Annotated in this window: 25 protein-coding genes; 20 read left to right on the top strand and 5 right to left on the bottom strand. The window is 73.0% G+C overall.

Features of this window, described 5'->3' with window-relative positions; genetic code table 11:
• Positions 1-38: 38 nt before the first annotated feature.
• Positions 39-209: a hypothetical protein gene (locus OG247_RS12355; RefSeq protein ID WP_327252283.1), complete on the bottom strand. Its 171-nt coding sequence runs from the start codon at positions 207-209 to the stop codon at positions 39-41.
• 232 nt (positions 210-441) lie between these two features.
• On the opposite strand from OG247_RS12355, the gene OG247_RS12350 reads away from it, so the two are divergent.
• From OG247_RS12350 to OG247_RS12335, 4 genes are read left to right on the top strand one after another with little or no spacing between them, the layout of a single operon-like run.
• A complete protein-coding gene (locus OG247_RS12350) occupies positions 442-1800 on the top strand; it encodes an NYN domain-containing protein (RefSeq protein ID WP_327252282.1) in 1359 nt (452 codons plus the stop codon).
• Between the two features lie 28 nt (positions 1801-1828).
• Positions 1829-2869, top strand: coding sequence for an ABC transporter ATP-binding protein (locus tag OG247_RS12345; RefSeq protein ID WP_442813261.1), 1041 nt, complete (start codon positions 1829-1831; stop codon positions 2867-2869).
• A gap of 5 nt (positions 2870-2874) precedes the next feature.
• Positions 2875-3693, top strand: coding sequence for an ABC transporter permease (locus OG247_RS12340; protein WP_442813605.1), 819 nt, complete (start codon positions 2875-2877; stop codon positions 3691-3693).
• A gap of 51 nt (positions 3694-3744) precedes the next feature.
• Positions 3745-4443, top strand: coding sequence for a hypothetical protein (locus OG247_RS12335; RefSeq protein WP_327252281.1), 699 nt, complete (start codon positions 3745-3747; stop codon positions 4441-4443).
• Between the two features lie 196 nt (positions 4444-4639).
• On the opposite strand, the gene ybaK is transcribed toward OG247_RS12335, so the two are convergent.
• The 3 genes from ybaK to OG247_RS12320 are packed head-to-tail and all read right to left on the bottom strand — an operon-like array spanning position 4640 to position 7505.
• A complete protein-coding gene (gene ybaK, locus OG247_RS12330; RefSeq protein WP_327252280.1) occupies positions 4640-5128 on the bottom strand; it encodes a Cys-tRNA(Pro) deacylase in 489 nt (162 codons plus the stop codon).
• Positions 5129-5140: 12 nt separating this feature from the next.
• Positions 5141-5878: an LON peptidase substrate-binding domain-containing protein gene (locus OG247_RS12325; protein WP_327252279.1), complete on the bottom strand. Its 738-nt coding sequence runs from the start codon at positions 5876-5878 to the stop codon at positions 5141-5143.
• A gap of 34 nt (positions 5879-5912) precedes the next feature.
• Positions 5913-7505 carry an oxidoreductase gene (locus OG247_RS12320; protein WP_327252278.1) on the bottom strand — a complete coding sequence of 531 codons (1593 nt, stop codon included), beginning with the start codon at positions 7503-7505 and terminating at the stop codon, positions 5913-5915.
• Positions 7506-7723: 218 nt separating this feature from the next.
• Between OG247_RS12320 and hisD the strand changes: the two genes are divergently transcribed.
• The 9 genes from hisD to OG247_RS12275 are packed head-to-tail and all read left to right on the top strand — an operon-like array spanning position 7724 to position 14788.
• Complete coding sequence (gene hisD, locus OG247_RS12315) at positions 7724-9046, top strand: histidinol dehydrogenase (protein WP_327252277.1); 1323 nt, start codon at positions 7724-7726, stop codon at positions 9044-9046.
• Positions 9043-10212 carry a histidinol-phosphate transaminase gene (locus OG247_RS12310; protein WP_327252276.1) on the top strand — a complete coding sequence of 390 codons (1170 nt, stop codon included), beginning with the start codon at positions 9043-9045 and terminating at the stop codon, positions 10210-10212. The genes hisD and OG247_RS12310 overlap by 4 nt, the downstream gene beginning before the upstream one ends.
• Positions 10209-10802 carry an imidazoleglycerol-phosphate dehydratase HisB gene (gene hisB, locus OG247_RS12305; protein WP_267800852.1) on the top strand — a complete coding sequence of 198 codons (594 nt, stop codon included), beginning with the start codon at positions 10209-10211 and terminating at the stop codon, positions 10800-10802. Before OG247_RS12310 ends, hisB begins: the two co-directional genes overlap by 4 nt.
• 1 nt (position 10803) lies before the next feature.
• Positions 10804-10971: a hypothetical protein gene (locus OG247_RS12300; protein ID WP_327252275.1), complete on the top strand. Its 168-nt coding sequence runs from the start codon at positions 10804-10806 to the stop codon at positions 10969-10971.
• A complete protein-coding gene (gene hisH, locus OG247_RS12295) occupies positions 10968-11618 on the top strand; it encodes an imidazole glycerol phosphate synthase subunit HisH (RefSeq protein WP_327252274.1) in 651 nt (216 codons plus the stop codon). The genes OG247_RS12300 and hisH overlap by 4 nt, the downstream gene beginning before the upstream one ends.
• Positions 11618-12352, top strand: coding sequence for a bifunctional 1-(5-phosphoribosyl)-5-((5-phosphoribosylamino)methylideneamino)imidazole-4-carboxamide isomerase/phosphoribosylanthranilate isomerase PriA (priA, locus tag OG247_RS12290; protein WP_327252273.1), 735 nt, complete (start codon positions 11618-11620; stop codon positions 12350-12352). Before hisH ends, priA begins: the two co-directional genes overlap by 1 nt.
• On the top strand, positions 12349-12765 hold the full coding sequence (locus tag OG247_RS12285; protein ID WP_327252272.1) for a RidA family protein: 417 nt from the start codon (positions 12349-12351) through the stop codon (positions 12763-12765). Before priA ends, OG247_RS12285 begins: the two co-directional genes overlap by 4 nt.
• The gene (gene hisF, locus OG247_RS12280; protein ID WP_266909499.1) at positions 12762-13517 is read left to right on the top strand and encodes an imidazole glycerol phosphate synthase subunit HisF; all 756 of its coding nucleotides are present in this window, start codon (positions 12762-12764) and stop codon (positions 13515-13517) included. Before OG247_RS12285 ends, hisF begins: the two co-directional genes overlap by 4 nt.
• A gap of 29 nt (positions 13518-13546) precedes the next feature.
• Complete coding sequence (locus OG247_RS12275; protein ID WP_327252271.1) at positions 13547-14788, top strand: MFS transporter; 1242 nt, start codon at positions 13547-13549, stop codon at positions 14786-14788.
• 500 nt (positions 14789-15288) lie between these two features.
• On the opposite strand, the gene OG247_RS12270 is transcribed toward OG247_RS12275, so the two are convergent.
• Complete coding sequence (locus OG247_RS12270; protein WP_327252270.1) at positions 15289-15921, bottom strand: TIGR03085 family metal-binding protein; 633 nt, start codon at positions 15919-15921, stop codon at positions 15289-15291.
• A gap of 84 nt (positions 15922-16005) precedes the next feature.
• Here OG247_RS12270 and hisI point away from each other — a divergent pair, with 84 nt between their 5' ends.
• From hisI to trpM, 7 genes are all read left to right on the top strand, one after another.
• Positions 16006-16395 (top strand): phosphoribosyl-AMP cyclohydrolase, encoded by a 390-nt coding sequence (gene hisI / locus OG247_RS12265; RefSeq protein WP_243330280.1) that lies wholly within the window; start codon positions 16006-16008, stop codon positions 16393-16395.
• A gap of 31 nt (positions 16396-16426) precedes the next feature.
• Positions 16427-17917: an anthranilate synthase component I gene (locus tag OG247_RS12260; protein ID WP_327252268.1), complete on the top strand. Its 1491-nt coding sequence runs from the start codon at positions 16427-16429 to the stop codon at positions 17915-17917.
• Between the two features lie 14 nt (positions 17918-17931).
• Positions 17932-18606 (top strand): TIGR02234 family membrane protein, encoded by a 675-nt coding sequence (locus tag OG247_RS12255; protein WP_327252267.1) that lies wholly within the window; start codon positions 17932-17934, stop codon positions 18604-18606.
• A gap of 199 nt (positions 18607-18805) precedes the next feature.
• Complete coding sequence (locus OG247_RS12250) at positions 18806-19057, top strand: HGxxPAAW family protein (protein WP_327252266.1); 252 nt, start codon at positions 18806-18808, stop codon at positions 19055-19057.
• A 62-nt stretch (positions 19058-19119) separates the two neighbouring features.
• Positions 19120-19590, top strand: coding sequence for a DUF2752 domain-containing protein (locus OG247_RS12245; RefSeq protein WP_327252265.1), 471 nt, complete (start codon positions 19120-19122; stop codon positions 19588-19590).
• Between the two features lie 162 nt (positions 19591-19752).
• The gene (gene trpC, locus OG247_RS12240) at positions 19753-20562 is read left to right on the top strand and encodes an indole-3-glycerol phosphate synthase TrpC (RefSeq protein ID WP_243330285.1); all 810 of its coding nucleotides are present in this window, start codon (positions 19753-19755) and stop codon (positions 20560-20562) included.
• Between the two features lie 9 nt (positions 20563-20571).
• Positions 20572-20781, top strand: coding sequence for a tryptophan biosynthesis modulator TrpM (gene trpM, locus OG247_RS12235; RefSeq protein WP_327252264.1), 210 nt, complete (start codon positions 20572-20574; stop codon positions 20779-20781).
• Positions 20782-20875: the final 94 nt, after the last annotated feature.

The following is a 20875-nucleotide window of genomic DNA, read 5'->3' as shown; positions in this document are numbered from 1 at the left end:
TCGACGGGGGCGGGCCTTCCCGCGTGCGTGGGGAGTCGTCAGTTGTGGCCGAACTTCTTTTCCCTCTTCTTGCCGGCCATCTGCAGCGGACTCGGGGCCGCCGGGGCGGAGGCCGCGGGCGAGGACTCCATCGAGGTCTTCGCCGGATCCTGTGCGGCCGAGCGGTCCTGTGACTTGGCGGGCTGCTGGCGGTTCTTGTTCTTGGCCATGGGATGCCTCCGTGGGGGGTTTAGGGGCCAGGGCCGCCTTCACACTCACACAGCGCCGTAAACGGCGCATTTTGGATCATTACCGCGCGTAGTCGGGGCTCCTGCCGGGGGACTCCGAGAGATACGCCACGCCGATGATCGAGTTCCGGCCGTCAAGGCCGTTGCCGTCGGGCAGACTCGGGGAAACCGCGAAAGACACAGAGGACCCCCAGGGAAGAAGAGGGTGGTACGCGTGGACCGCTGCGTCGTCCTGGTGGACGCCGGCTATCTGCTGGGCGCCGCCGCGAGCCTCCTCGCAGGAGAGCCGTCCCGCTCCCGGATCACCGTCGACCATGCGGCGCTCATCCAGGGCCTGCGCGAGCGCGCCGAAGCCGACACCGAGCAGCCGCTCCTGCGGATCTACTGGTTCGACGGCGCACCCGACCGGGTCCCCCAGCCCGAGCACCGGCGACTGCGCGTCATGCCCCGCGTCACCGTCCGCCTCGGCGCACTGACCCGCAGCGACGGCCGCTGGGCCCAGAAGGGCGTCGACGCGGCCATGCACGCCGAGCTCACCGAACTCGCCCGCAACCGGGCCTGCTCGGACGTCGTACTCGTCACCGGCGACGGGGACCTGCTGCCCGGCCTCATGTCCGCCAAGGAACACGGGGTCGCCGTCCACCTGTGGGCCGTCCAGGCCGCCGACGGCGACTACAACCAGTCCGAGGACCTCGTCGCCGAAGCCGACGAACGCCGCGTCCTGGACCGCACCTGGATCACCCGCGCCGTCCGCGCCCGCGACCTCACCGGACTCTGCGCCCCGGCGCCGGCCCCGCGCCCCGAGATCGCCGCCATCCTCTCCGCACCGCTGCCCGAGGCCGCCCTCGCCGAAGCCGCCCGCGGCAACGGCAACGGAACCCGGCCCGCGGCCCCCGTGGAGCCCGAGGAGGGCGGCGCGGCGGCCACCGGCTCCGCCGCCACCGCCAACGGCAAGACCGTCCCCACCCCGAAGGACCTCGCGGGAGCCCTGCGCGCACCCGGCGCCGCCGCACCCGCCCCCGGGCCCGGCCAGGCCCAGGCCCTCGGCGCGGCCCCGGCCGGCAGCGCCCTGCGGTGGTCCTCCGACAAGGGGTGGATCGACCGCGCCGGGCCGCTCGGCGAGCCCGCCGAGACCGCCTCGCTGCCCACCCTCGCCCAGCTCACCTCCGCCGAGCAGCGCTGGGCGGACCGCGAGGAGGACATCACCACCGTCGGCGGCGACCCCTTCGAGGTCGGCCAGGTGTTCGCCCGCCGCTGGATGGAACGGCTCCCCGAGACCGTGCACCTGCAGAAGCTCGCCACCATGTACCCGCGGATCCCGCACCGCATCGACGGCGAGCTGCTGCGCTACGCCGCCCGGTTCGGACTCCTCGCGCACAAGGACGACCAGATCGACGAGCACGACCGCTACGCCATCCGGGCCGGGTTCTGGCGCGAGATCGACGTACGGGCGGCCGCGGAACACGTGGCCGGCGCCGGATCGGCGGCCGGTCCGGCCGCCGCCCCCGGTGCCCCCGTGGCCCCCGCCGTGGCCCCCGTCGCGGTCGCCCCGGCGGCCCCGGCAGCCGAGTAGGGGCCGCAACCCCGTAGGCTGCTCCCTCGTGAGTACGGGGACAGCACAGGCGGATACGGACACGGCAGGAGCCGCTGGACCGGCCCCCGACGTGATCTGCGTGGTACGTGACCTGGTCAAGACGTATCCCGCGGTACGAGGACGGCGCGGGGCCCCGGCCCTGCCCGAGACCCGTGCCACCGACGGGATCTCCCTGGACGTGCGGCGCGGCGAGATCTTCGGGCTGCTCGGCCCCAACGGCGCCGGCAAATCGACCCTGGTCCGCCAGCTCACCGGCCTCCTGCGGCCCGACTCCGGCTCGGTGACCCTGCTCGGCCACGACCTCGTACGCCACCCCGACCGGTCGGCCCGGCTGCTCGCCTACCTCGGCCAGGAATCCACCGCCCTCGACGAGCTCACGGTCTCGCTGGCCGCCGAGACGACCGGCCGGCTGCGCGGGCTGGGCCTGCGCGAGGCGCGGGCCGCACGGGACTCCGTACTGGAAGAACTCGGACTGACCGGGATCGCCGGACGCCCCCTGAAGAAGCTGTCCGGCGGGCAGCGGCGCCTCGCGTGCTTCGCCGCCGCCCTGGTGGGGGAGCGGCCCGTCCTGGTGCTCGACGAGCCCACGACCGGCATGGACCCGGTGGCCCGGCGGGCCGTCTGGGCCGCCGTCGACCGGCGCCGCGCCGAGGCCGGGGCCACCGTGCTGCTGGTCACCCACAACGTCATCGAGGCCGAAACCGTCCTCGACCGGGTCGCCGTCATCGACCAGGGCCGGGTCATCGCCTGCGACACCCCGGCCGGGCTCAAGGCCCAGGTGTCCGGAGAGGTCCGGCTCGAACTGGTCTGGCGCACCGCGCCGCCGCTGGAGCTCCCGGAGGTCGCCTCGCTCGCCACGGCGGCCACCCAATCCGGGCGGCGCTGGGTGCTGCGCCTGCGACCCGACGAGGCGCGGGCGGCGGTGGCGGCCGTCACCGGCGGCCCGGCCTTCGCCGCCCTCGACGATTTCACGCTGGCCACGCCGAGCCTGGAGGACGTGTACCTCGCCCTGGGCGGACGCACCTCGAAGGGACTGGTGAAGGCGTGAGCGCCATCGCGACCACGGCCACGGCCGCCACCCCGGCCGGACCCGCCAACCCGGCCGCACTCACAACGGTGGGCGCCCTGGCCCCGCGCGCCCGGTTCTTCCCGGCGCTGGCCGCCGTCTACCGGGCCCAGCTGTCCCGCGCGCGGGTCTCGCGGATCCCCCTGCTGTTCGTGGCCACCTTCCAGTCCGTCGGGATCATGATCCTGATGCGGGGCGTGGTCGACGGGGGCTCCGAAGCACGGGCCGTCGTCGCCGGTTCCTCCGTCCTGGTCGTCGCCTTCGTCGCGCTGAACCTGCTCGCGCAGTACTTCGGGCAGCTCCGGGCCGGCGGCGGACTCGACCACTACGCCACCCTGCCGGTGCCGCCCGCCTCCGTGGTGCTGGGCGCGGCCGGCGCGTACGCCTCCTTCACGCTGCCCGGCACCCTCGTGACGGCCGTCTTCGGCAGCGTGCTGTTCGGGCTGCCGATGGGCGGCCTGTGGATCCTGGCCGCCGTCGTGCCGCTGGCCGGCGCCGCCCTCGCCGGACTCGGCGCGGCCCTGGGCCTGCTCGCCCCCCGGCAGGAGCTGGCCACCCTCGCCGGACAGCTCGGCATGTCCGCGGCCCTGCTGCTGGGCGTCCTTCCGCCCGAGCGGATGCCGGACGTCATCGTCTGGGCACGGGACCTGCTGCCGTCCACGTACGGCGTGGAGGCCTTCGCCCGGACCTTCGAGCCGCATCCCGACTGGACGGCGGTCCTCCTCGACCTCGGCGTGTGCGCGGGGGTGGGGGTCCTGTCCCTCGCCGTCGCGACCTGGGCCTATCGGCGGGCAGCGGTCCGCTGACGCCCGCCGGGGCCGATCGTTAAATCAAACACTTCCTGGCACGATGTGGGGGTGACCGAAGCCGTGACCCCCTATGACAAGCCCGACCAGCCGCCGGCGGAGCCGTCTTCCGCTCCGGCCGCGCCCGCGTCCGAGCCCGCCTTCTCCCCGTCCGACATCCGCGACGGGGCCGCCATCGCCCTCGTGATCGGCGTGGCCGGCGTACTCCTCGGGCTGCTGTGGGTATGGCTCGCGCCGAGGGTGCAGTACGTCTCCAACGGTGAGGCGGTGTTCCTCCGGGACACCGAGAGCGAGGCCCGCATCGGGGCCGACGGAACCTTCCTGCTGCTGTCGGTGGGATTCGGCGTGCTGAGCGCGCTGGCCGTCTTCCTGTGGCGCCGCGGCGGGGGCGCCGCGCAGGTGATCGGGCTCGCGGTCGGTTCGGTCTTCGCCGCGCTGGTCGGCTGGCGCGTGGGCCTGTGGCTGGGCCCGTCCTCGGACCTGGTGGCGGCCGCGCGGAAGGCGGGGAAGGGTGTCCCCTTCGAGGCCCCGCTGGAGCTCCTCGCGCACGGGGCGCTGCTCGGCTGGCCGATGGCCGCGGTCGTCGTCCACCTGGCCCTGACGGCCCTGTGGGGCACGCGGGATCCGGCGCCTGAGCTCGCGCTGTGGCCTTCGGGTTATTACCAGGCCCCTGCGGGCCCTGCCGACTCCTCCGGCTCCGCCGTGTACCCGCCTGCGGACCCGTCCGGCACGGAGCCTCCGCGGCGGTAGGCCCGGCCGGGGGAGGCGGGCCCTGCGGGGCTGTCCCCTACCCGCCCTTCCACCGTTCCCCGGGCTCTGCCCGGACCCCGGTCCTCAAACGCCGGACGGGCTGAAAAGATCGCCTCAAACGCCGGGTCCGGGGCGGAGCCCCGGGGAACGGTGGAAGGGCGGGTAGGGGAACTCCGCGCGCAGCGTTCCCGGGGCGTTACGCGCGGGCGATCGGGGACAAGTCGGCCTTGGTCAGAGCGGCGAGGGTGGCCGGGGCAAGTTCGACCTCCAGGCCGCGGCGGCCCGCCGAGACGCAGATCGTGGGGAACTCCGACGCCGAGGCGTCCAGGACCGTGCGGAGGCGCTTGCGCTGGCCCAGCGGGGAGATGCCGCCCAGTACGTACCCCGTGGTGCGCTCCGCCAGCGCCGGGTCGGCCATCGCCGCGCGCTTGCCGCCCACCGCGGCGGCCAGGGCCTTCAGGTCGAGGCTGCCCGAGACCGGGACCACCGCTACCACCAGCGAGCCGTCCACTTCCGCCAGCAGCGTCTTGAAGACCTGCGCGGGCGAGACCCCGAGGGCCTGGGCCGCCTCCTCGCCGTAGGACGGGTGGGCCGGGTCGTGCTCGTAGGCGTGCACGGTGAAATCGGCGCCGGCCGCCGTCAGGGCCACGATCGCCGGGGTGCCCGCCGGCTTCTTCTTCGCCATGGGTCCTTCGCGTCAGTTGGGGCTCGTCGGGGCGCGGGTGAGGTCCACGGCCGGGAGCGAGGGCAGGTGGCGGATGACGGCCGTCTCGGTACGCAGCAGCTTCAGCTCCTCCGCGAGGCGGGTCGCCGTGTCCGGGGCCTGGAGCAGGCGCTGCTTCGCCGGGATGTCCAGCACCGCGGCCGCCGCCACCAGGTACGAGACCACCGAGGGCTCGTCGGGGAGGTCCATGCCGGTCAGGGACCGTTCGCGGGCCCCCGCCAGCCGCTTCTGGTACGCGCGGAACGCCCGCAGCACGCCCTCCGCCAGCGCGCCCGCGCCCTCGCCCGCGTCCTCCGGAAGCTCCTCCAGTTCCGCCACGAGAAAGGGGCCGGAGGCGTCGACCGACAGCAGCCGGACCCGGACGGTGCCGGTCGCCATGACTTCGAAGCTGCCGTCCTCCCGCTCCCGGATCGAGGCCGCGTCCGCGATGCAGCCCACCCGGTGGAAGGCCTGGACCGGGTCCGCGCCGAAACCGGCGGCCGGCCCGCGCTCGGGCACGGCCGTCTGGTCCGGCAGGCCGGGCGCGGTCGGGGCGACTTCCCGGCCATCGCGGATCGCGACGACCGCGAAACGGCGGGGCTCGTCCTCTCCCGCCTTCAGCAGCTCGCGCATCATGGCGCGATAACGCTCCTCGAAGATGTTCAGCGGGAGGACGAGTCCCGGGAACAGCACCGAGTTCAGCGGGAAGAGGGGCAGGCGAACGGTGGTCACCAGGCACAGGGTAGTGGCCGTGGCCCCGGGGTCGTCACCCCCGCCTCAGCACGCGGGAAGCGCCCGCCGCGACCGTTGTGGCCAGGATCCAGCCCAGGATGACCAGGGCCGCCGTGCCCCACTGCCAGCCGCCCCGCAGAATCCACTGGTCCTGCTGGCCCAGGTCGATCACCGGGAGCAGCAGGTCCAGGGCGAACAGCACCGGGTTCCAGTCCGGGTGCTCCTCCGCCTTGAGCGGCGGTGGCTCGCCGTGCACCGTGAAGAGCACGGCTCCGGCTGCCCACAGCACGGCCATCCACAGCGCCGCCCGCCCCGGCCGGTAGCCGTAGACCACCGTCCAGTCCTGGAGGTACCCCCACGCGCGCAGCGCCGGCGGCAGCGTCGTGCGCCGGCGCCGCTGCTTGGCCAGCAGCACCGCGCGGGCGTCCGCGTCCTCCCCGGAGGCCCGCAGGACGGAGGCGAGCCGCTCGTACGGTTCCGGGGAGTACTCGGGGGTGGCCGCCTCGACCCACTCCAGCCGGCGGGCCGTCGGGAAGAGGCCCCGGGGCGCGAGGTTCTCGTAGGCGAAGCCCTCGATGGACAGCCGGCCCGGGCGGGCCGGCCAGCTCGTGGCCGTGTCCACGAGCTTGACCACCTGCGAGCCCGACAGCACCACCCGCCCCCGCTCCGGCCGCTCGCCGACGAACCGCAGCTCCGGGGTGTGGATGCGGCGCAGCGAGACCTCCTGGTCCTCCGTGAGGGTGAACCGGGCCCCGTAGAAGTCCACGGCGTCCCCGAAGCGGCCGTCGTCCAGCCGCAGGCCGCCCCGGCACTCGAAGTGCCGCGCGGGCTCGCCCCGCAGGGGGGTGTAGCCCTGCCCGTAGGCGGGAGTGGTGGAGCCGGAGTCGTCCATGGCGATGGAGGTCAGGTAGAGGGTGCGCTCGACGGTGAGCTGCGGGGCGTTCAGCGCCCGCTTCCCGGTCGGATTGCTCAGGCGGGCCCCGCGCAGGCTCATCGACACGCCCACCTTGGCGCCGCGCAGGCTCAGCTCCCCGTACGTCTGGAGCAGCTCGCCCTGGAAGTCCTGCGCCACCGACATGCCGTCGGCGGCCAGGGCCCGGCCCTTGCCGTCGCGCTGCACCACCGCCTCGCTGATCAGCAGGTCGGTGCCGATCTGCGCGTCGGTCAGCCGGATCCCGCGCGCCACCCGGCAGCGCGGCAGGTGCAGGTCGCCCTCCGTCTGCAGGCGGGCCGCCTCCAGCCGGGGTATCGCGCAGTTGACCAGGCGAAGCGTGCCGAACCGGGTCTCCGAGAGCTGCACCTCCCCGTCGAAGCGGCAGGACTGCAGCTCGACGTACGGGGCGACCGTGCCTCCGGAGAGGTCGAGGCGGCCGGTGATCCGCACGCCCCGCAGCTTCAGCGAGGCCACCCGGCCCGGCACCGGGCCCGGCCCGTGGAGCAGCAGCAGCGCCACCACCGCCGCGCGGACGCTGCGCTCGTGGCCCCAGACCCGGTCGGCGTGCGGATCGTCCCGTTCGGCGGTGCGGGTGCTGAGATCGCAGACGCTGCCGGTCCGGTACGCGTCCCACATGAGCCGTTCGGGACCGGTGAGATCGGACGGTTCCCCGCCCGGGCGTGCTTCGGCCATGGCGGCCCCCCTCCGCTCGTCCGCGCGGACGGTCGCCGCGCGGCCCCTCTCGCAGGTACGCGCGGACGAGCCGCGCGGCCCCTCCCTCTTGTACGCGCGGACGAGCCGCGCGTACCTGCACGCTAGAGGGCCGCTGTGACATCGGGAAACGTCCGTGGCCTGTATCAGCCAGTGATACGGACGAACAGTGCCGCGAGGCGGTCTGAGAGAATTGGCAGGTGATCTCTCGTATCGACCTGCGCGGCGACACCCTCCCCGAGGGTGGAGCCCTGCGCGATCTGCTGCCCCGTGCCGAGTTCGACGTGGAAGCCGCCCTGGAGAAGGTGCGGCCCATCTGCGAGGACGTCCACCATCGTGGAACGGCGGCGCTGATCGAGTACGCGCAGAAGTTCGACGGGGTCGAGCTCGAGCAGGTCAGGGTGCCCGTCGAGGCCCTGCAGGCCGCTCTCGACCAGCTCGACCCGGCCGTCCGCGCCGCCCTGGAGGAGTCGATCCGGCGCGCCCGGATCGTGCACCGCAGCCAGCGCCGGTCCGAGCACGTCACCCAGGTGGTCCCCGGCGGCACCGTGACCGAGAAGTGGGTTCCCGTGGAGCGCGTGGGGCTGTACGCCCCGGGCGGCCGCTCGGTGTACCCGTCCTCCGTCGTCATGAACGTCGTACCGGCCCAGGAGGCGGGCGTCGAGTCCATCGCGCTCGCGTCCCCGCCGCAGAAAGAGTTCGGGGGCCTGCCGCACCCGACGATCCTCGCCGCGTGCGCGCTGCTCGGCGTCGCGGAGGTGTACGCGGTCGGAGGGGCCCAGGCCGTCGCGATGTTCGCGTACGGGACGGAAGACTGCCTGCCCACCAACATGGTGACCGGCCCCGGCAACATCTGGGTCGCCGCCGCCAAGCGCTACTTCACCGGAAAGATCGGCATCGACACCGAGGCCGGCCCGACCGAGATCGCGGTCCTCGCGGACTCCACGGCCGACCCGGTGCACGTCGCCGCCGACCTGATCAGCCAGGCCGAGCACGACCCGCTGGCCGCCGCCGTCCTCGTCACGGACTCCGCGGAACTCGCGGCCGCCGTCGAGAAGGAACTCGAGCCGCAGGTCGCGGCCACCAAGCACGTCGAGGACCGGATCAAGCCCGCGCTGGCCGGCCGCCAGTCCGCGATCGTGCTGGTCGACAGCCTGGAGGACGGCCTCAAGGTCGTCGACGCGTACGGCGCCGAGCACCTGGAGATCCAGACCGCCGACGCGGCCGCCTGGGCCGCCCGCGTGCGCAACGCCGGCGCGATCTTCGTCGGGCCGTGGTCCCCGGTCTCGCTCGGCGACTACTGCGCCGGCTCCAACCACGTGCTGCCCACCGGCGGCTGCGCCTGCCACTCCTCGGGCCTGTCCGTGCAGTCCTTCCTGCGCGGCATCCACATCGTCGACTACACGCGCGACGCCCTCGCCGAGGTCACCCACCACGTGGTGACCCTCGCCGAGGCCGAGGACCTGCCCGCCCACGGCGCGGCTCTCAAGGCACGTTTCGGGTGGAAGGTTCCGCAGGCATGATCGAACCCACTGACAGCACCGACAGCACTGACGGCACCGACGCCCCGGGTACCACGGCCGTCATCGGCATCGACGACCTTCCCATCCGGGACGAGCTGCGCGGCAAGACCCCGTACGGCGCCCCGCAGCTGGACGTGCCCGTCCAGCTCAACACCAACGAGAACCCGTACGGGCTGCCCGAGGAGCTCGTCGCGCGCATCGCCGAGCGGGTCGCCGAGGCGGCCCGCACCCTCAACCGGTACCCCGACCGGGACGCCGTCGAGCTGCGCACCGAGCTGGCCGCCTACCTCACCCGCACCGGCAAGCACCCGGTCGCGCGGGAGAACGTATGGGCGGCCAACGGGTCCAACGAGGTCCTCCAGCAGCTGCTGCAGACCTTCGGCGGGCCCGGCCGCACCGCGATCGGCTTCGAGCCCTCGTACTCGATGCACGCGCTGATCGCGCGCGGCACCGGCACGGAGTGGATCTCGGGCCCGCGCAACGCCGACTTCACCATCGACGTGGAGGCCGCCGAGCAGGCGATCGCCGCGCACCGGCCCAACGTCGTCTTCATCACCTCGCCCAACAACCCCACGGGCACCGCGGTCGGGGCGGAGACGGTCCTGGCCCTCTACGAGGCCGCGCAGGCGGCCGGGCCCAGCCTGGTCGTCGTGGACGAGGCCTACGTGGAGTTCAGCCACCGGGACTCGCTGCTGCCGCTGATCGAGGGCCGCCCGAACATGGTGGTCTCCCGGACCATGTCCAAGGCCTTCGGCGCCGCGGGCCTGCGCCTGGGCTACCTGGCCGCGCACCCGGCCGTGGTCGACGCCGTACAGCTCGTACGCCTGCCGTACCACCTGTCGGCCGTCACCCAGGCGACCGCGCTGGCCGCCCTGGAATTCACCGACACCCTGCTCGGCTACGTCGAGCAGCTCAAGGCCGAGCGCGACCGCCTGGTCACCGAGCTGCGGGGGATCGGCTTCGAGGTCACCGACTCCGACTCGAACTTCGTACAGTTCGGCCGGTTCGAGAACTCCCACACCGCCTGGCGGAAGATCCTCGACCAGGGCGTCCTGGTCCGGGACAACGGCGTACCGGGATGGCTGCGGGTCACCGCGGGCACCCCGGCCGAGAACGACGCGTTCCTGGAAGCGGTTCGCGCACTGAAGAAGGAGCAGCACGCATGAGCCGCATCGGACGGGTCGAACGGACCACGAAGGAGACCTCGGTCGTCGTCGAGATAAACCTCGACGGCACCGGCAAGGTCGACGTTTCGACGGGCGTGGGCTTCTACGACCACATGCTCGACCAGCTCGGCCGCCACGGCCTCTTCGACCTCACGGTCAAGACCGAGGGCGACCTGCACATCGACAGCCACCACACCATCGAGGACAGCGCGCTCGCGCTCGGCGCCGCCTTCAAGCAGGCCCTCGGCGACAAGGTCGGCATCTACCGCTTCGGCAACTGCACCGTGCCGCTCGACGAGTCCCTCGCCCAGGTGACCGTCGACCTGTCGGGCCGCCCGTACCTCGTGCACACCGAGCCCGAGAACATGGCGCCGATGATCGGCTCGTACGACACGACGATGACCCGGCACATCTTCGAGTCCTTCGTCGCGCAGGCCCAGATCGCCCTGCACATCCACGTGCCGTACGGCCGCAACGCCCACCACATCGTGGAGTGCCAGTTCAAGGCGCTGGCCCGGGCCCTGCGCTACGCCGCCGAGTTCGACCCGCGCGCCGCCGGGATCCTGCCTTCCACGAAGGGCGCCCTCTAGCGTGAACGGGCTCAACACGATCCTGATCGTCCTCGGCCTGTTCCTGGCCGGCGGCGTCTACTCCTTCAAGAAGCAGGGGATGCCCGCCTCGGTCATCGCCCTGCTCGCCATCGGCTCCGTGATGTGCCTGGTCGCCGGAGTCCTGCGGATCCAGGGAATTTGGGAATGAGCGCAGTCAGCCCCACCAAGAAGGTCGTGGTCTTCGACTACGGCTTCGGAAACGTCCGCTCCGCCGAGCGCGCCCTCGCGCGCGCCGGCGCGGACGTGGAGATCACCCGCGACTACGACAAGGCCATGGACGCCGACGGACTCCTCGTCCCCGGTGTCGGAGCCTTCTCCGCCTGCATGCAGGGACTCAAGGACGCGCGCGGCGACTGGATCATCGGCCGCCGGCTCTCCGGCGGCCGCCCGGTCATGGGCATCTGCGTCGGCATGCAGATCCTCTTCGAGCGCGGCATCGAGCACGGCGTGGAGACCGAGGGACTGGACGAGTGGCCCGGCACGGTCGGCCCGCTCCAGGCCCCGATCGTCCCCCACATGGGCTGGAACACCGTGGACGCGCCGTCCGACAGCCAGGCCTTCGCCGGCCTGGACGAGGACGCCCGCTTCTACTTCGTGCACTCCTACGCGGCCCACGACTGGTCGCTGGAAGTCACCAACCCGCTGATCAAGGCCCCCAAGGTCACCTGGGCCACGCACGGCGAGCGGTTCGTCGCGGCGGTGGAGAACGGGGCCCTGTGGGCCACCCAGTTCCACCCCGAGAAGTCCGGGGACGCCGGCGCCCAGCTCCTCACCAACTGGATCGAGACCCTGTGATGACGACGTCGAAGAAGCTCGAACTGCTCCCCGCCGTCGACGTCCGCGACGGCCAGGCCGTCCGCCTCGTCCATGGTGTCTCCGGCAGCGAGACCTCCTACGGCTCCCCGCTCCAGGCCGCCCTCGCCTGGCAGGCCTCCGGCGCCGAATGGCTCCACCTGGTCGACCTCGACGCCGCCTTCGGCACCGGTGACAACCGCGCGCTCGTCGCCGAGATCACCGGCGCGATGGACATCAAGGTCGAGCTGTCCGGCGGCATCCGCGACGACGCCACGCTCGCCGCGGCCCTCGCCACCGGCTGCACCCGCGTCAACCTCGGCACCGCTGCCCTGGAGACGCCCGACTGGGCGGCCAAGGCCATCGCCGAGCACGGCGACAAGATCGCCGTCGGCCTCGACGTACGCGGCACCACCCTCAAGGGCCGCGGCTGGACCAGCGAGGGCGGGGACCTCTACGAGACCCTCGCGCGCCTGGACTCCGAGGGCTGCGCCCGGTACGTCGTCACCGACATCGGCAAGGACGGCACCCTCACCGGCCCCAACTTGGAGCTGCTGAAGAACGTCTGCGCCGCCACCGACCGGCCCGTCGTCGCCTCCGGCGGCATCTCCTCCCTCGACGACCTGCGCGCACTCGCCGGACTCGTCGGGGCCGGCGTCGAGGGCGCCATCGTAGGCAAGGCCCTGTACGCCAAGGCGTTCACGCTCGAAGAAGCCCTGAAGGTGGTCTCCGCATGAGTTCCGAGAACGGTTCCGCGAACAGTTCCGACGTCCGACGCATCTCTTCCGGCGGCGCCTACGAGGACGTACTCGGCTACTCCCGCGCCGTCCAGCTCCCCAACGGGCTGGTCCTGGTCTCCGGCTGCACCGGGGCCGACGCGGGCGGCCCGTACGACCAGACGAAGAAGGCCTTCGACGTGGCCTTCAAGGCGCTGGAGCAGGCCGGACTCGGCCCCGAGCACGTGGTCCGCACCCGCCTCTACCTCACGCACGCCCGTGACGTGGACGAGGTCGGCCGCGCCCACAGCGAGCTCTTCGACAAGATCCGCCCCGCCTCGACGCTGATCATCGTCAACGGGTTCGTGGACCCGAGCATGGTCGTCGAGGTGGAGGTCGAGGCCTTCGGCCCCGTAGCGGGAGGCGCGGCATGACCCTCGCCGTACGGGTGATCCCCTGCCTGGACGTGGACAACGGCCGCGTGGTCAAGGGCGTCAACTTCCAGAACCTGCGCGACGCCGGCGACCCCGTCGAGATGGCCAAGCTCTACGACGCCGAAGGCGCCGACGAGCTGACCTTCCTCGACATCACCGCGTCCTCCGGGAACCGGGAGACCACCTACGACGTGGTGCGCCGCACCGCCGAGCAGGTCTTCATCCCGCTGACCGTGGGCGGCGGCGTCCGCACCGCCGACGACGTCGACAAGCTGCTGCGGGCCGGCGCCGACAAGGTCGGCGTCAACACCGCCGCCATCGCCCGGCCCGAGCTCATCCAGGAGATCGCCGAGCGCTTCGGCCGGCAGGTGCTGGTGCTGTCGGTCGACGCACGCCGCACCGCCTCCGGTTCCTTCGAGGTCACCACCCACGGCGGCCGGCAGAGCGCCGGCATCGACGCCGTCGAGTGGGCGCACCGGGCGGCCGAGCTGGGCGCCGGGGAAATCCTGTTGAACTCGATGGACGCGGACGGTACCAAGGACGGCTACGACACCGAGATGATCGCGGCCGTGCGCAAGCACGTCACGGTCCCGGTGATCGCCTCGGGCGGCGCGGGCAAGCTCGCGCACTTCCCGCCGGCGATCGCGGCGGGCGCCGACGCGGTGCTCGCGGCGTCGGTGTTCCACTTCGGAGACCTGCGCATCGGCCAGGTCAAGGACGCGCTGAGGGAAGCGGGCCACCCGGTCCGCTGAGGTTCACTTCGCCCGTGGGGGGCCGGTTCGTGAACGGGAACGTGTGGCGGGACGGCAACGTCCTGCGCTGGCTGGCCGCCTACGGGGCATCGCTCGTCGGGGACGGGGTCTACTTCCTCGCCCTCGGCTGGGCGGCCGCCCAGAGCGCCGGCCCGGCCGAAGTCGGCCTGGTCATGGCGGTCGGTGCGATACCGAGGGCCCTGCTCATGCTGGGCGGCGGGGTGGTAGCCGACCGCTTCGGCCCCCGGCTCGTGGTCATCTCCTCCGACGCGGTGCGGTGCGGTGTCGTCCTGGCGCTGGCGCTCGTCCTCGCCCTCGGCTCCCCGGGCCTGTGGGTCCTGGTGCTCGTCGCGCTGGTCTTCGGCATCGTGGACGCGCTGTTCATGCCGGCCGTCGGCGCGCTGCCGCCGCGGATCGCGGGGCCCGGGCAGCTGGTACGGGTCCAGGGGCTGCGCAGCCTCGCGGAACGCGTCGGGCACACCGCCGGGCCGCCGGTGGCGGGGCTCGCGATGGGGCTGGGCGGGCCGGCTTCGGCCTTCGCGGTGGCCTCGGCGCTGTTCGGGGTGTCGCTGGTGCTGCTGGTGGCGGTACGGATCGCCCCGCTGCCGGCTTCCCCGGAGCCTGCCGCGGCTTCCTCCTCCGCCGCCGCCTCCTCCGAGAGTCCTTGGAGGCAGCTCCGCTCGGGGCTCGGCTACATACGGCGGCACGGGCTGATCGGGCCCCTGGTCCTGTCGGGGGCACTGAGCCAGCTCGGCACGTCCGCACCGATGACGCTGGGGCTGATCCTGGTCTCGGAGGAGCGCGGCTGGGGGCCGGGCGGGGTCGGCTGGATCATCGGCGGGATGGGCCTGGGCGCGGCGTCGAGCGCGCTGGTGCTGACCCTGATCCCGAGGTTCCCGCGGGCCGGGGCGATCCAGAACCTCACCCTCATCATCGGCTCCGCGGGCATCGGCGGCCTGGTGCTGGCGCCGAGCCTGCCGGTGGCGGTCGGGCTGGCCGTGCTGACGGGGCTGGTCTGCGGAATCTGCGGAGGCCTGGCCATCGCCCTCATCCAGACAGCCACGGACCCCTCGTACCTGGGGCGGGTCAGCTCCGTGATGGCCTTCACGGCGGTCGGCCTGGCCCCGCTGGCCTATCCCGTCTTCGGCTTCGCCGCGGATGTGTGGGGCGTGACCCCGGTGTTCCTGGCGGGGGCGGCGGTGAGCATGGCGGGCGCGATAGTCGGCACCTCGGCCCCCGAGGTCCGCCGCGCGGAGCTGGCCTTCGCCTGAGCGGGCCGCCCCTTGTTACGCGCCCTCGCACCGCTGCGCCGGATGCCGTCCGGCCGTGGTTGGTCGGGGTGCTCGCCGCCGCTGTCTCGGCCTGGGGCGGGTGGGCGGGTCCGGGTGGTCGGGCCCTGCGGGGCGAGGTCCCCTACCCGCCCTTCGCCCGTTCCCCGGGGCTGCGCCCCGGACCCCCTGGGGCTCCGCCCCAGACCCCGCGCCTCAAACGCCGGCGAGGCTGGATTGTGCCGCGCAGCGGCACATTCAGCCCGTCCGGCGTTTGAGGACCGGGTCCGGGCGGAGCCCGGGGAACGGCGGAAGGGCGGGTAGGGGACTCTGCCCCGCAGGGCCGACCCACCCGCACCCGCCCACTGGCCCCGCGCCGGGACGGCGGTGGCGAGCACCGCGCCCGGCCATCGCCGGACGGAGTCCGGCGCAGCGGCGCGAAGCCGGGGAGGCCCGCCAGGGCCGAGCCGCGCGAGCGGCGCGTAAAGAAGGGTGGGGTGGGGCTACATGCCCAGGCGGGCCACCGTGAGTTTGGCGATGGCTTCCTTCGGGCCGTCCAGTTCCACCGCGGCAGCGTCCTGGCGGCCGAACAGGAACAGGGTCAGTTCGCCCGGTTCGCCCGTGACCGTCACCACCGGCGCGCCCTTGTGGGCCACCGCCGTCTGGCCGTTCGGGCGGCGCAGGACCAGGCCCACCGGCGAGCGGCGGCCCGTCAGGCGGGACAGCTTCTCCAGGCGGGACCAGAGGGAGTCGGAGAAGACGGGGTCCAGGACGCGCGGGGACCAGTCCGGCTGGGCGCGGCGGACGTCCTCGGAGTGGACGTAGAACTCCACCGCGTTCGCCAGCTCGTCGATCTGCTTCAGCGAGTAGAGGGACATCTTCGGCGGGCCGGTCCGGATCAGCTGGATGAGCTCCTCGTACGGCTTGGCCCCGTACTCCTCCATCGCCTTGTCCAGGCGCGCCTTCAGCACGTTCAGCAGGAGTCCGCCCGCCGCGTCCGGGCGACGCTCCCGGACCACCACGTGCGCGGCGAGCTCCCGCGTCCGCCAGCCGTCGCACAGCGTCGGCGCCTCCGGGCCGGCCGACTCCAACAGGTCGGCCAGCAGCAGTCGTTCACGCTTCGCATGGGTAGACATGCGGGCCAGCCTACGGCTGGAACCCGCCCCGTGCCTGCCCATCAGGCGGACAGGGATCCTTGATCGTCCCCCCGGCCCGGCACAATGGCTCCCATGAGTACGTCCTCCCTCGATCCCGCCATCGCCGCCCGCCTCAAGCGCTCCGCGGACGGTCTGGTCCCGGCCATCGCCCAGCAGTACGACACCGGTGAGGTGCTCATGCTCGGCTGGATGGACGACGAGGCCCTGCACCGCACCCTGACCACCGGCCGCTGCACGTACTGGTCGCGCAGTCGTCAGGAGTACTGGGTGAAGGGGGACACTTCCGGCCACTTCCAGCACGTGAAGTCCGTCGCGCTCGACTGCGACGCCGACACCGTGCTCGTCCAGGTGGACCAGGTCGGGGCGGCCTGCCACACCGGTGCCCGGACGTGTTTCGATGCCGACGTCCTGCCCCTGGCCGGTCCCTCCGGCCCCACCGCCGAAGCCGAATAGCCGAAGCCGATCATAGGTAAGGTCCCACGCCATGGATCTTGAGACGTTCCGCAAGCTCGCGGCCGACCGCCGCGTCATCCCCGTCAGCCGCAAGCTGCTGGCGGACGGTGACACGCCCGTCGGGCTCTACCGCAAGCTGGCCGCCGAACGCCCCGGGACGTTCCTCCTGGAGTCCGCCGAGAACGGCCGCTCCTGGTCGCGCTACTCCTTCGTCGGCGTCCGCAGCGACTCCACCCTCACCGTCCGGGACGGCCAGGCCCACTGGATCGGCACGCCTCCCGTCGGCGTCCCGACCTCCGGCGACCCCCTGGAGGCCCTGCGGCAGACCGTGGAGGCCCTGCACACCCCCCGGGACCTGGCCTCCGGCATGCCGCCCTTCACCGGCGGCATGGTCGGCTACCTCGGCTACGACATCGTGCGCCGCCTCGAGCGCATCGGCGAGCACACCGAGGACGACCTGCAGCTGCCCGAGCTGACGATGCTGCTCACCTCCGACCTGGCGGTCCTGGACCACTGGGACGGCACCGTCCAGCTCATCGCCAACGCCATCAACCACAACGACCTGGCCGCAGGCGTGGACGAGGCGTACTCGGACGCGGTGGCCCGCCTCGACGCGATGGAGGCGGACCTCGCGCGGCCGGCCCCGTACGCGCCGATGCCGCTGCCGGCCTCCGAGCTGCCGGAGTACTCGGCCCTGTGGGGCGGCGAGAAGTACCAGGCCGCCGTGGAGGACGTGAAGGAGCGGATCCGGGCCGGCGAGGCCTTCCAGGTGGTGCCCTCGCAACGGTTCGAGACCCCGTGCAGCGCCTCCGCGCTCGACGTGTACCGGGTGCTGCGGGCCACCAACCCCTCCCCGTACATGTACCTCTTCCGCTTCGAGAACGGCTTCGACGTCGTCGGGTCCAGCCCCGAGGCGCTGGTCAAGGTCGAGGACGGGCGGGCCATGGTCCACCCCATCGCCGGCACCCGGCACCGGGGCGCCACCCCGCAGCAGGACAACGAGCTCGCCGACGAGCTGCTGGCCGACCCCAAGGAGCGCGCCGAGCACCTCATGCTCGTCGACCTCGGCCGCAACGACCTCGGCCGGGTCTGCGAGCCGGGATCGGTGGAGGTCGTCGACTTCATGAGCATCGAGCGGTACTCGCACGTCATGCACATCGTCTCCACCGTCACCGGTCGCGTCGCCGAGGGCAGGACCGCCTTCGACGTGCTCACCGCCTGCTTCCCGGCCGGCACCCTGTCCGGGGCGCCCAAGCCGCGCGCCATGCAGATCATCGAGGAGCTGGAGCCCACCCGCCGCGGGCTCTACGGCGGCTGCGTCGGCTACCTCGACTTCGCCGGGGACTCCGACACCGCCATCGCCATCCGCACCGCCCTGCTGCGCGACGGGAAGGCGTACGTCCAGGCGGGCGCCGGTGTCGTCGCCGACTCGGTGCCCGAGCTGGAGGACGCCGAGTGCCGCAACAAGGCCGCCGCGGTGCTGCGGGCGGTGGCAGCGGCGAACCGCCTCCACGGCGCCTGAGCCCGTAGGGGATAGTGGGGTACGTGAGTGCCGTACCCCCGCCCCGAACCGAACACGCCGATGCCGCCGCCGATCCCGGGCCCCCCTCGGGTCGCGGCGGCCGCCGCAGCGTGGCCGTCGCGCTGCTGTTCGGCGCGCTCGGCGCCACCGTCGTCCTGCTCGCCTCCGGCCGCGTCTGGGCCCGGGGCGTCGCCGCCATCGGCGGCGGCTCGCTGCCGGTGACCGCCGACGGGCGGGCCGTCACCGGCCTGCCCGCCGCCCTGGCCATCGTCGGGCTCGCCGCCCTGGTCGCCGTCTTCGCCGTCCGCGGCAGGAGCCGGCTGCTGGTCTCGGCGCTGCTCGCGCTGAGCGGCCTGGGCGCCGGGGCCGCCGCCCTGGCCAACGCGGACGGCCGACGCGCCCTGGACGCGCAGGCGGCCCGTACGACGGCCGACACCGCGGCCCACGTGGCCGGCCTCACCCACACGGCATGGCCGTACGTGACGGCCGTCGGCGGTGCGCTGATCCTGCTGGCCGGACTGCTCGCGCTGCGCTTCGGGAGCAGCTGGCCCACGATGGGCGGCCGCTACGAGCGCGACGGCAGCCCGCGACCCCGCAAGGCGGCCGTGGTGGACCCGGACCGGCCGGAGGACCTGTGGAAGGCTCTGGACCGGGGCGAGGACCCCACCGGCCCGGACCCGGCACCGTGAACCCCGACCCGGCACCGTGAACCCGGAGCCGTGAACCCGGCACCGTGATCCCGGGAACGACACCGTGAACCCGGAGCCGACCCCGTGAACGAGGTCGCCGCCTGGTACGGGACAATGACCATCGAGCGTTCGACACAGCACCGTTCGACACAGCACGTGCGGCGTGCGACAGAGCACACCCGAGTACGAGGAGCAACTCATGGCGGGCACTAGCCACGGACACACCCCGGCCGCCTGGACCGGTGTCATCATCGCGGTCATCGGTTTCTGCATCTCCGGCGCCTTCATGGTGCTGGCGAACCCGCTGGGCTTCTACGCGGGCCTCGTCGTCGTCGTCATCGGCGGTGTCGTGGGCATGGCGATGAAGGCCGCGGGCATGGGCGCGCCGAAGGCCGCGCACCACGACCTCGCCGAGGTCATCGCCGCGAACCGCGTCGCCGCCAAGGTCTGACCTGACGGATTCGGTACGCGGGTTTTCGAAAGGCGCGGCCCTGTCGGGCTGCGCCTTTTGTCATGAGCGGAGAGAATCAGCGGGTGGACCCCTCCTCCGGAACGACCGATCTCGCACCGCCTCCCGCGCCCGTCTCCCGGGCCGGCCGGCTGGCGCGTCCGGCGCTCACGCTGGCGGCGGCCGCCGCGGCCCTCGCGTACGTGGGGACCGTGGACCCGAACGAACCCGGCCACTATCCGGCCTGCCCGCTGTTCCGCCTGACCGGGGTCCTGTGTCCGGGCTGCGGAGGATTGCGCAGTGCGCACGCGTTCGCCCATGGCGATCTCGTGACAGCTATCGGGGCAAATGCCATGGCGGTCGCCGGCTACTTCTTCTTCGCCGGTTTCATGGTCCTGTGGCTGGTTCGCGCCTATCGCGGGGTGCCCGCCCCGAGGCTCGTCGTACGGCCGTTGTACTGGTGGGGGATCGGCGTGGTGGCCCTGGCTTTCTCCGTTGTCCGGAACCTGCCCCTGGGCTCTTTCCTGGCGCCCTGAGGTATAGCTGAAGTAAAGATTCCGAATGTCCATTTAATGGGACGCCGTCAACCGCGTGCGGAGGGCGAGGCGTCCTGCGGATACCATTTGAACTGCTGACCTTGCAGTTGTACGTGTCTGCAAGGCGGCCGACCGTCATCGACCCGGAAGGGGGCCGCTCGCGTGAGTGTGCTCGACGAGATCATCGAAGGGGTCCGCGAAGACCTTGCCGAACGGCAGGCGCGCGTCAGCCTCGACGAGCTCAAGGAGCGTGCCGCCAAGGCGCCCCAGGCCAAGGACGGCGTCGCTGCCCTGCGCGGCGACAGCGTCAAGGTGATCTGCGAGGTCAAGCGCTCCAGCCCCTCCAAGGGCGCGCTGGCCGCCATCGCCGATCCGGCCGGGCTCGCCGCCGACTACGAAGCGGGCGGTGCGGCGGTCATTTCCGTCCTCACCGAGCAGCGTCGTTTCGGTGGCTCGCTGGCCGACCTGGAGGCCGTCCGCGCCCGCGTGGACATCCCGATCCTGCGCAAGGACTTCATCGTCACGGCGTACCAGCTGTGGGAGGCCCGCGCCTACGGCGCCGACCTCGTGCTGCTGATCGTCGCGGCCCTGGAGCAGGAGGCCCTCGTCTCCCTCATCGAGCGGGCCGAGTCCATCGGCCTCACCCCGCTCGTCGAGGTCCACGACGAGGAGGAAGTGGAGCGCGCGGTCGCCGCCGGGGCCAAGATCATCGGCGTCAACGCCCGCAACCTCAAGGACCTCAAGGTCGACCGCTCCACCTTCGAGCGCGTCGTCGGCGAGATCCCGGCCCACATCGTCAAGGTTGCCGAGTCCGGCATCCGCGGACCGCACGACCTGATCGCCTATGCGAACGAGGGCGCGGACGCCGTCCTCGTCGGGGAGTCCCTGGTGACCGGCCGCGACCCGAAGTCGGCCGTGGCCGACCTCGTCGCCGCCGGCGCCCACCCCGCCCTGCGCCACGGGCGGAGCTGACCCGAACCCATGGCCCAAAACCGCCCCTCCGTCCGCACCCGACCGGGCTCCGGCCTGGCCGCCGTGCCGACGGCGCACGCGCCCCTGGCGCGCGGCTGCCGCCCTCGCGGCTGCCGCGCCCCGGCCCGGCGCGTCCACGGGCGGCGGGTCCGGTACGTGATCGGCTCCGAGCCCGGTCAGGTCAACGGCATGCGATGGCGACCCGGAGCCGCGTCGTAAGGAGAGCTCCCGGATGGTGTACGCCGTACACCGCCCGTCGGGCTCCCCGCACGGACCGCCCCCCGAGCCGCCGGCTCCGGGGCGGACCGCTCCG

The sequence above is a fragment of the Streptomyces sp. NBC_01244 genome (assembly GCF_035987325.1).
Taxonomy (GTDB): Bacteria; Actinomycetota; Actinomycetes; order Streptomycetales; family Streptomycetaceae; genus Streptomyces.
The sequence above is the reverse complement of the archived record's forward strand: the minus strand, read 5'-3'. Positions and strand labels throughout refer to the sequence as shown.

What these genes read in the sequence shown, in the direction of transcription:
- hisH (WP_327252274.1), top strand. Translation starts at nt 10,968, where the DNA reads ATGAGCGCAGTCAGCCCCACCAAGAAGGTCGTGGTCTTCGACTACGGC.
- OG247_RS12320 (WP_327252278.1), bottom strand. Translation starts at nt 7,505, where the DNA reads ATGGCCGAAGCACGCCCGGGCGGGGAACCGTCCGATCTCACCGGTCCC.
- OG247_RS12245 (WP_327252265.1), top strand. Translation starts at nt 19,120, where the DNA reads ATGAGCGGAGAGAATCAGCGGGTGGACCCCTCCTCCGGAACGACCGAT.
- OG247_RS12270 (WP_327252270.1), bottom strand. Translation starts at nt 15,921, where the DNA reads ATGTCTACCCATGCGAAGCGTGAACGACTGCTGCTGGCCGACCTGTTG.
- hisB (WP_267800852.1), top strand. Translation starts at nt 10,209, where the DNA reads ATGAGCCGCATCGGACGGGTCGAACGGACCACGAAGGAGACCTCGGTC.
- OG247_RS12310 (WP_327252276.1), top strand. Translation starts at nt 9,043, where the DNA reads ATGATCGAACCCACTGACAGCACCGACAGCACTGACGGCACCGACGCC.
- trpM (WP_327252264.1), top strand. Translation starts at nt 20,572, where the DNA reads ATGGCCCAAAACCGCCCCTCCGTCCGCACCCGACCGGGCTCCGGCCTG.
- OG247_RS12355 (WP_327252283.1), bottom strand. Translation starts at nt 209, where the DNA reads ATGGCCAAGAACAAGAACCGCCAGCAGCCCGCCAAGTCACAGGACCGC.
- hisF (WP_266909499.1), top strand. Translation starts at nt 12,762, where the DNA reads ATGACCCTCGCCGTACGGGTGATCCCCTGCCTGGACGTGGACAACGGC.
- hisI (WP_243330280.1), top strand. Translation starts at nt 16,006, where the DNA reads ATGGCTCCCATGAGTACGTCCTCCCTCGATCCCGCCATCGCCGCCCGC.
- priA (WP_327252273.1), top strand. Translation starts at nt 11,618, where the DNA reads ATGACGACGTCGAAGAAGCTCGAACTGCTCCCCGCCGTCGACGTCCGC.
- OG247_RS12250 (WP_327252266.1), top strand. Translation starts at nt 18,806, where the DNA reads ATGGCGGGCACTAGCCACGGACACACCCCGGCCGCCTGGACCGGTGTC.
- OG247_RS12285 (WP_327252272.1), top strand. Translation starts at nt 12,349, where the DNA reads ATGAGTTCCGAGAACGGTTCCGCGAACAGTTCCGACGTCCGACGCATC.
- ybaK (WP_327252280.1), bottom strand. Translation starts at nt 5,128, where the DNA reads ATGGCGAAGAAGAAGCCGGCGGGCACCCCGGCGATCGTGGCCCTGACG.
- OG247_RS12260 (WP_327252268.1), top strand. Translation starts at nt 16,427, where the DNA reads ATGGATCTTGAGACGTTCCGCAAGCTCGCGGCCGACCGCCGCGTCATC.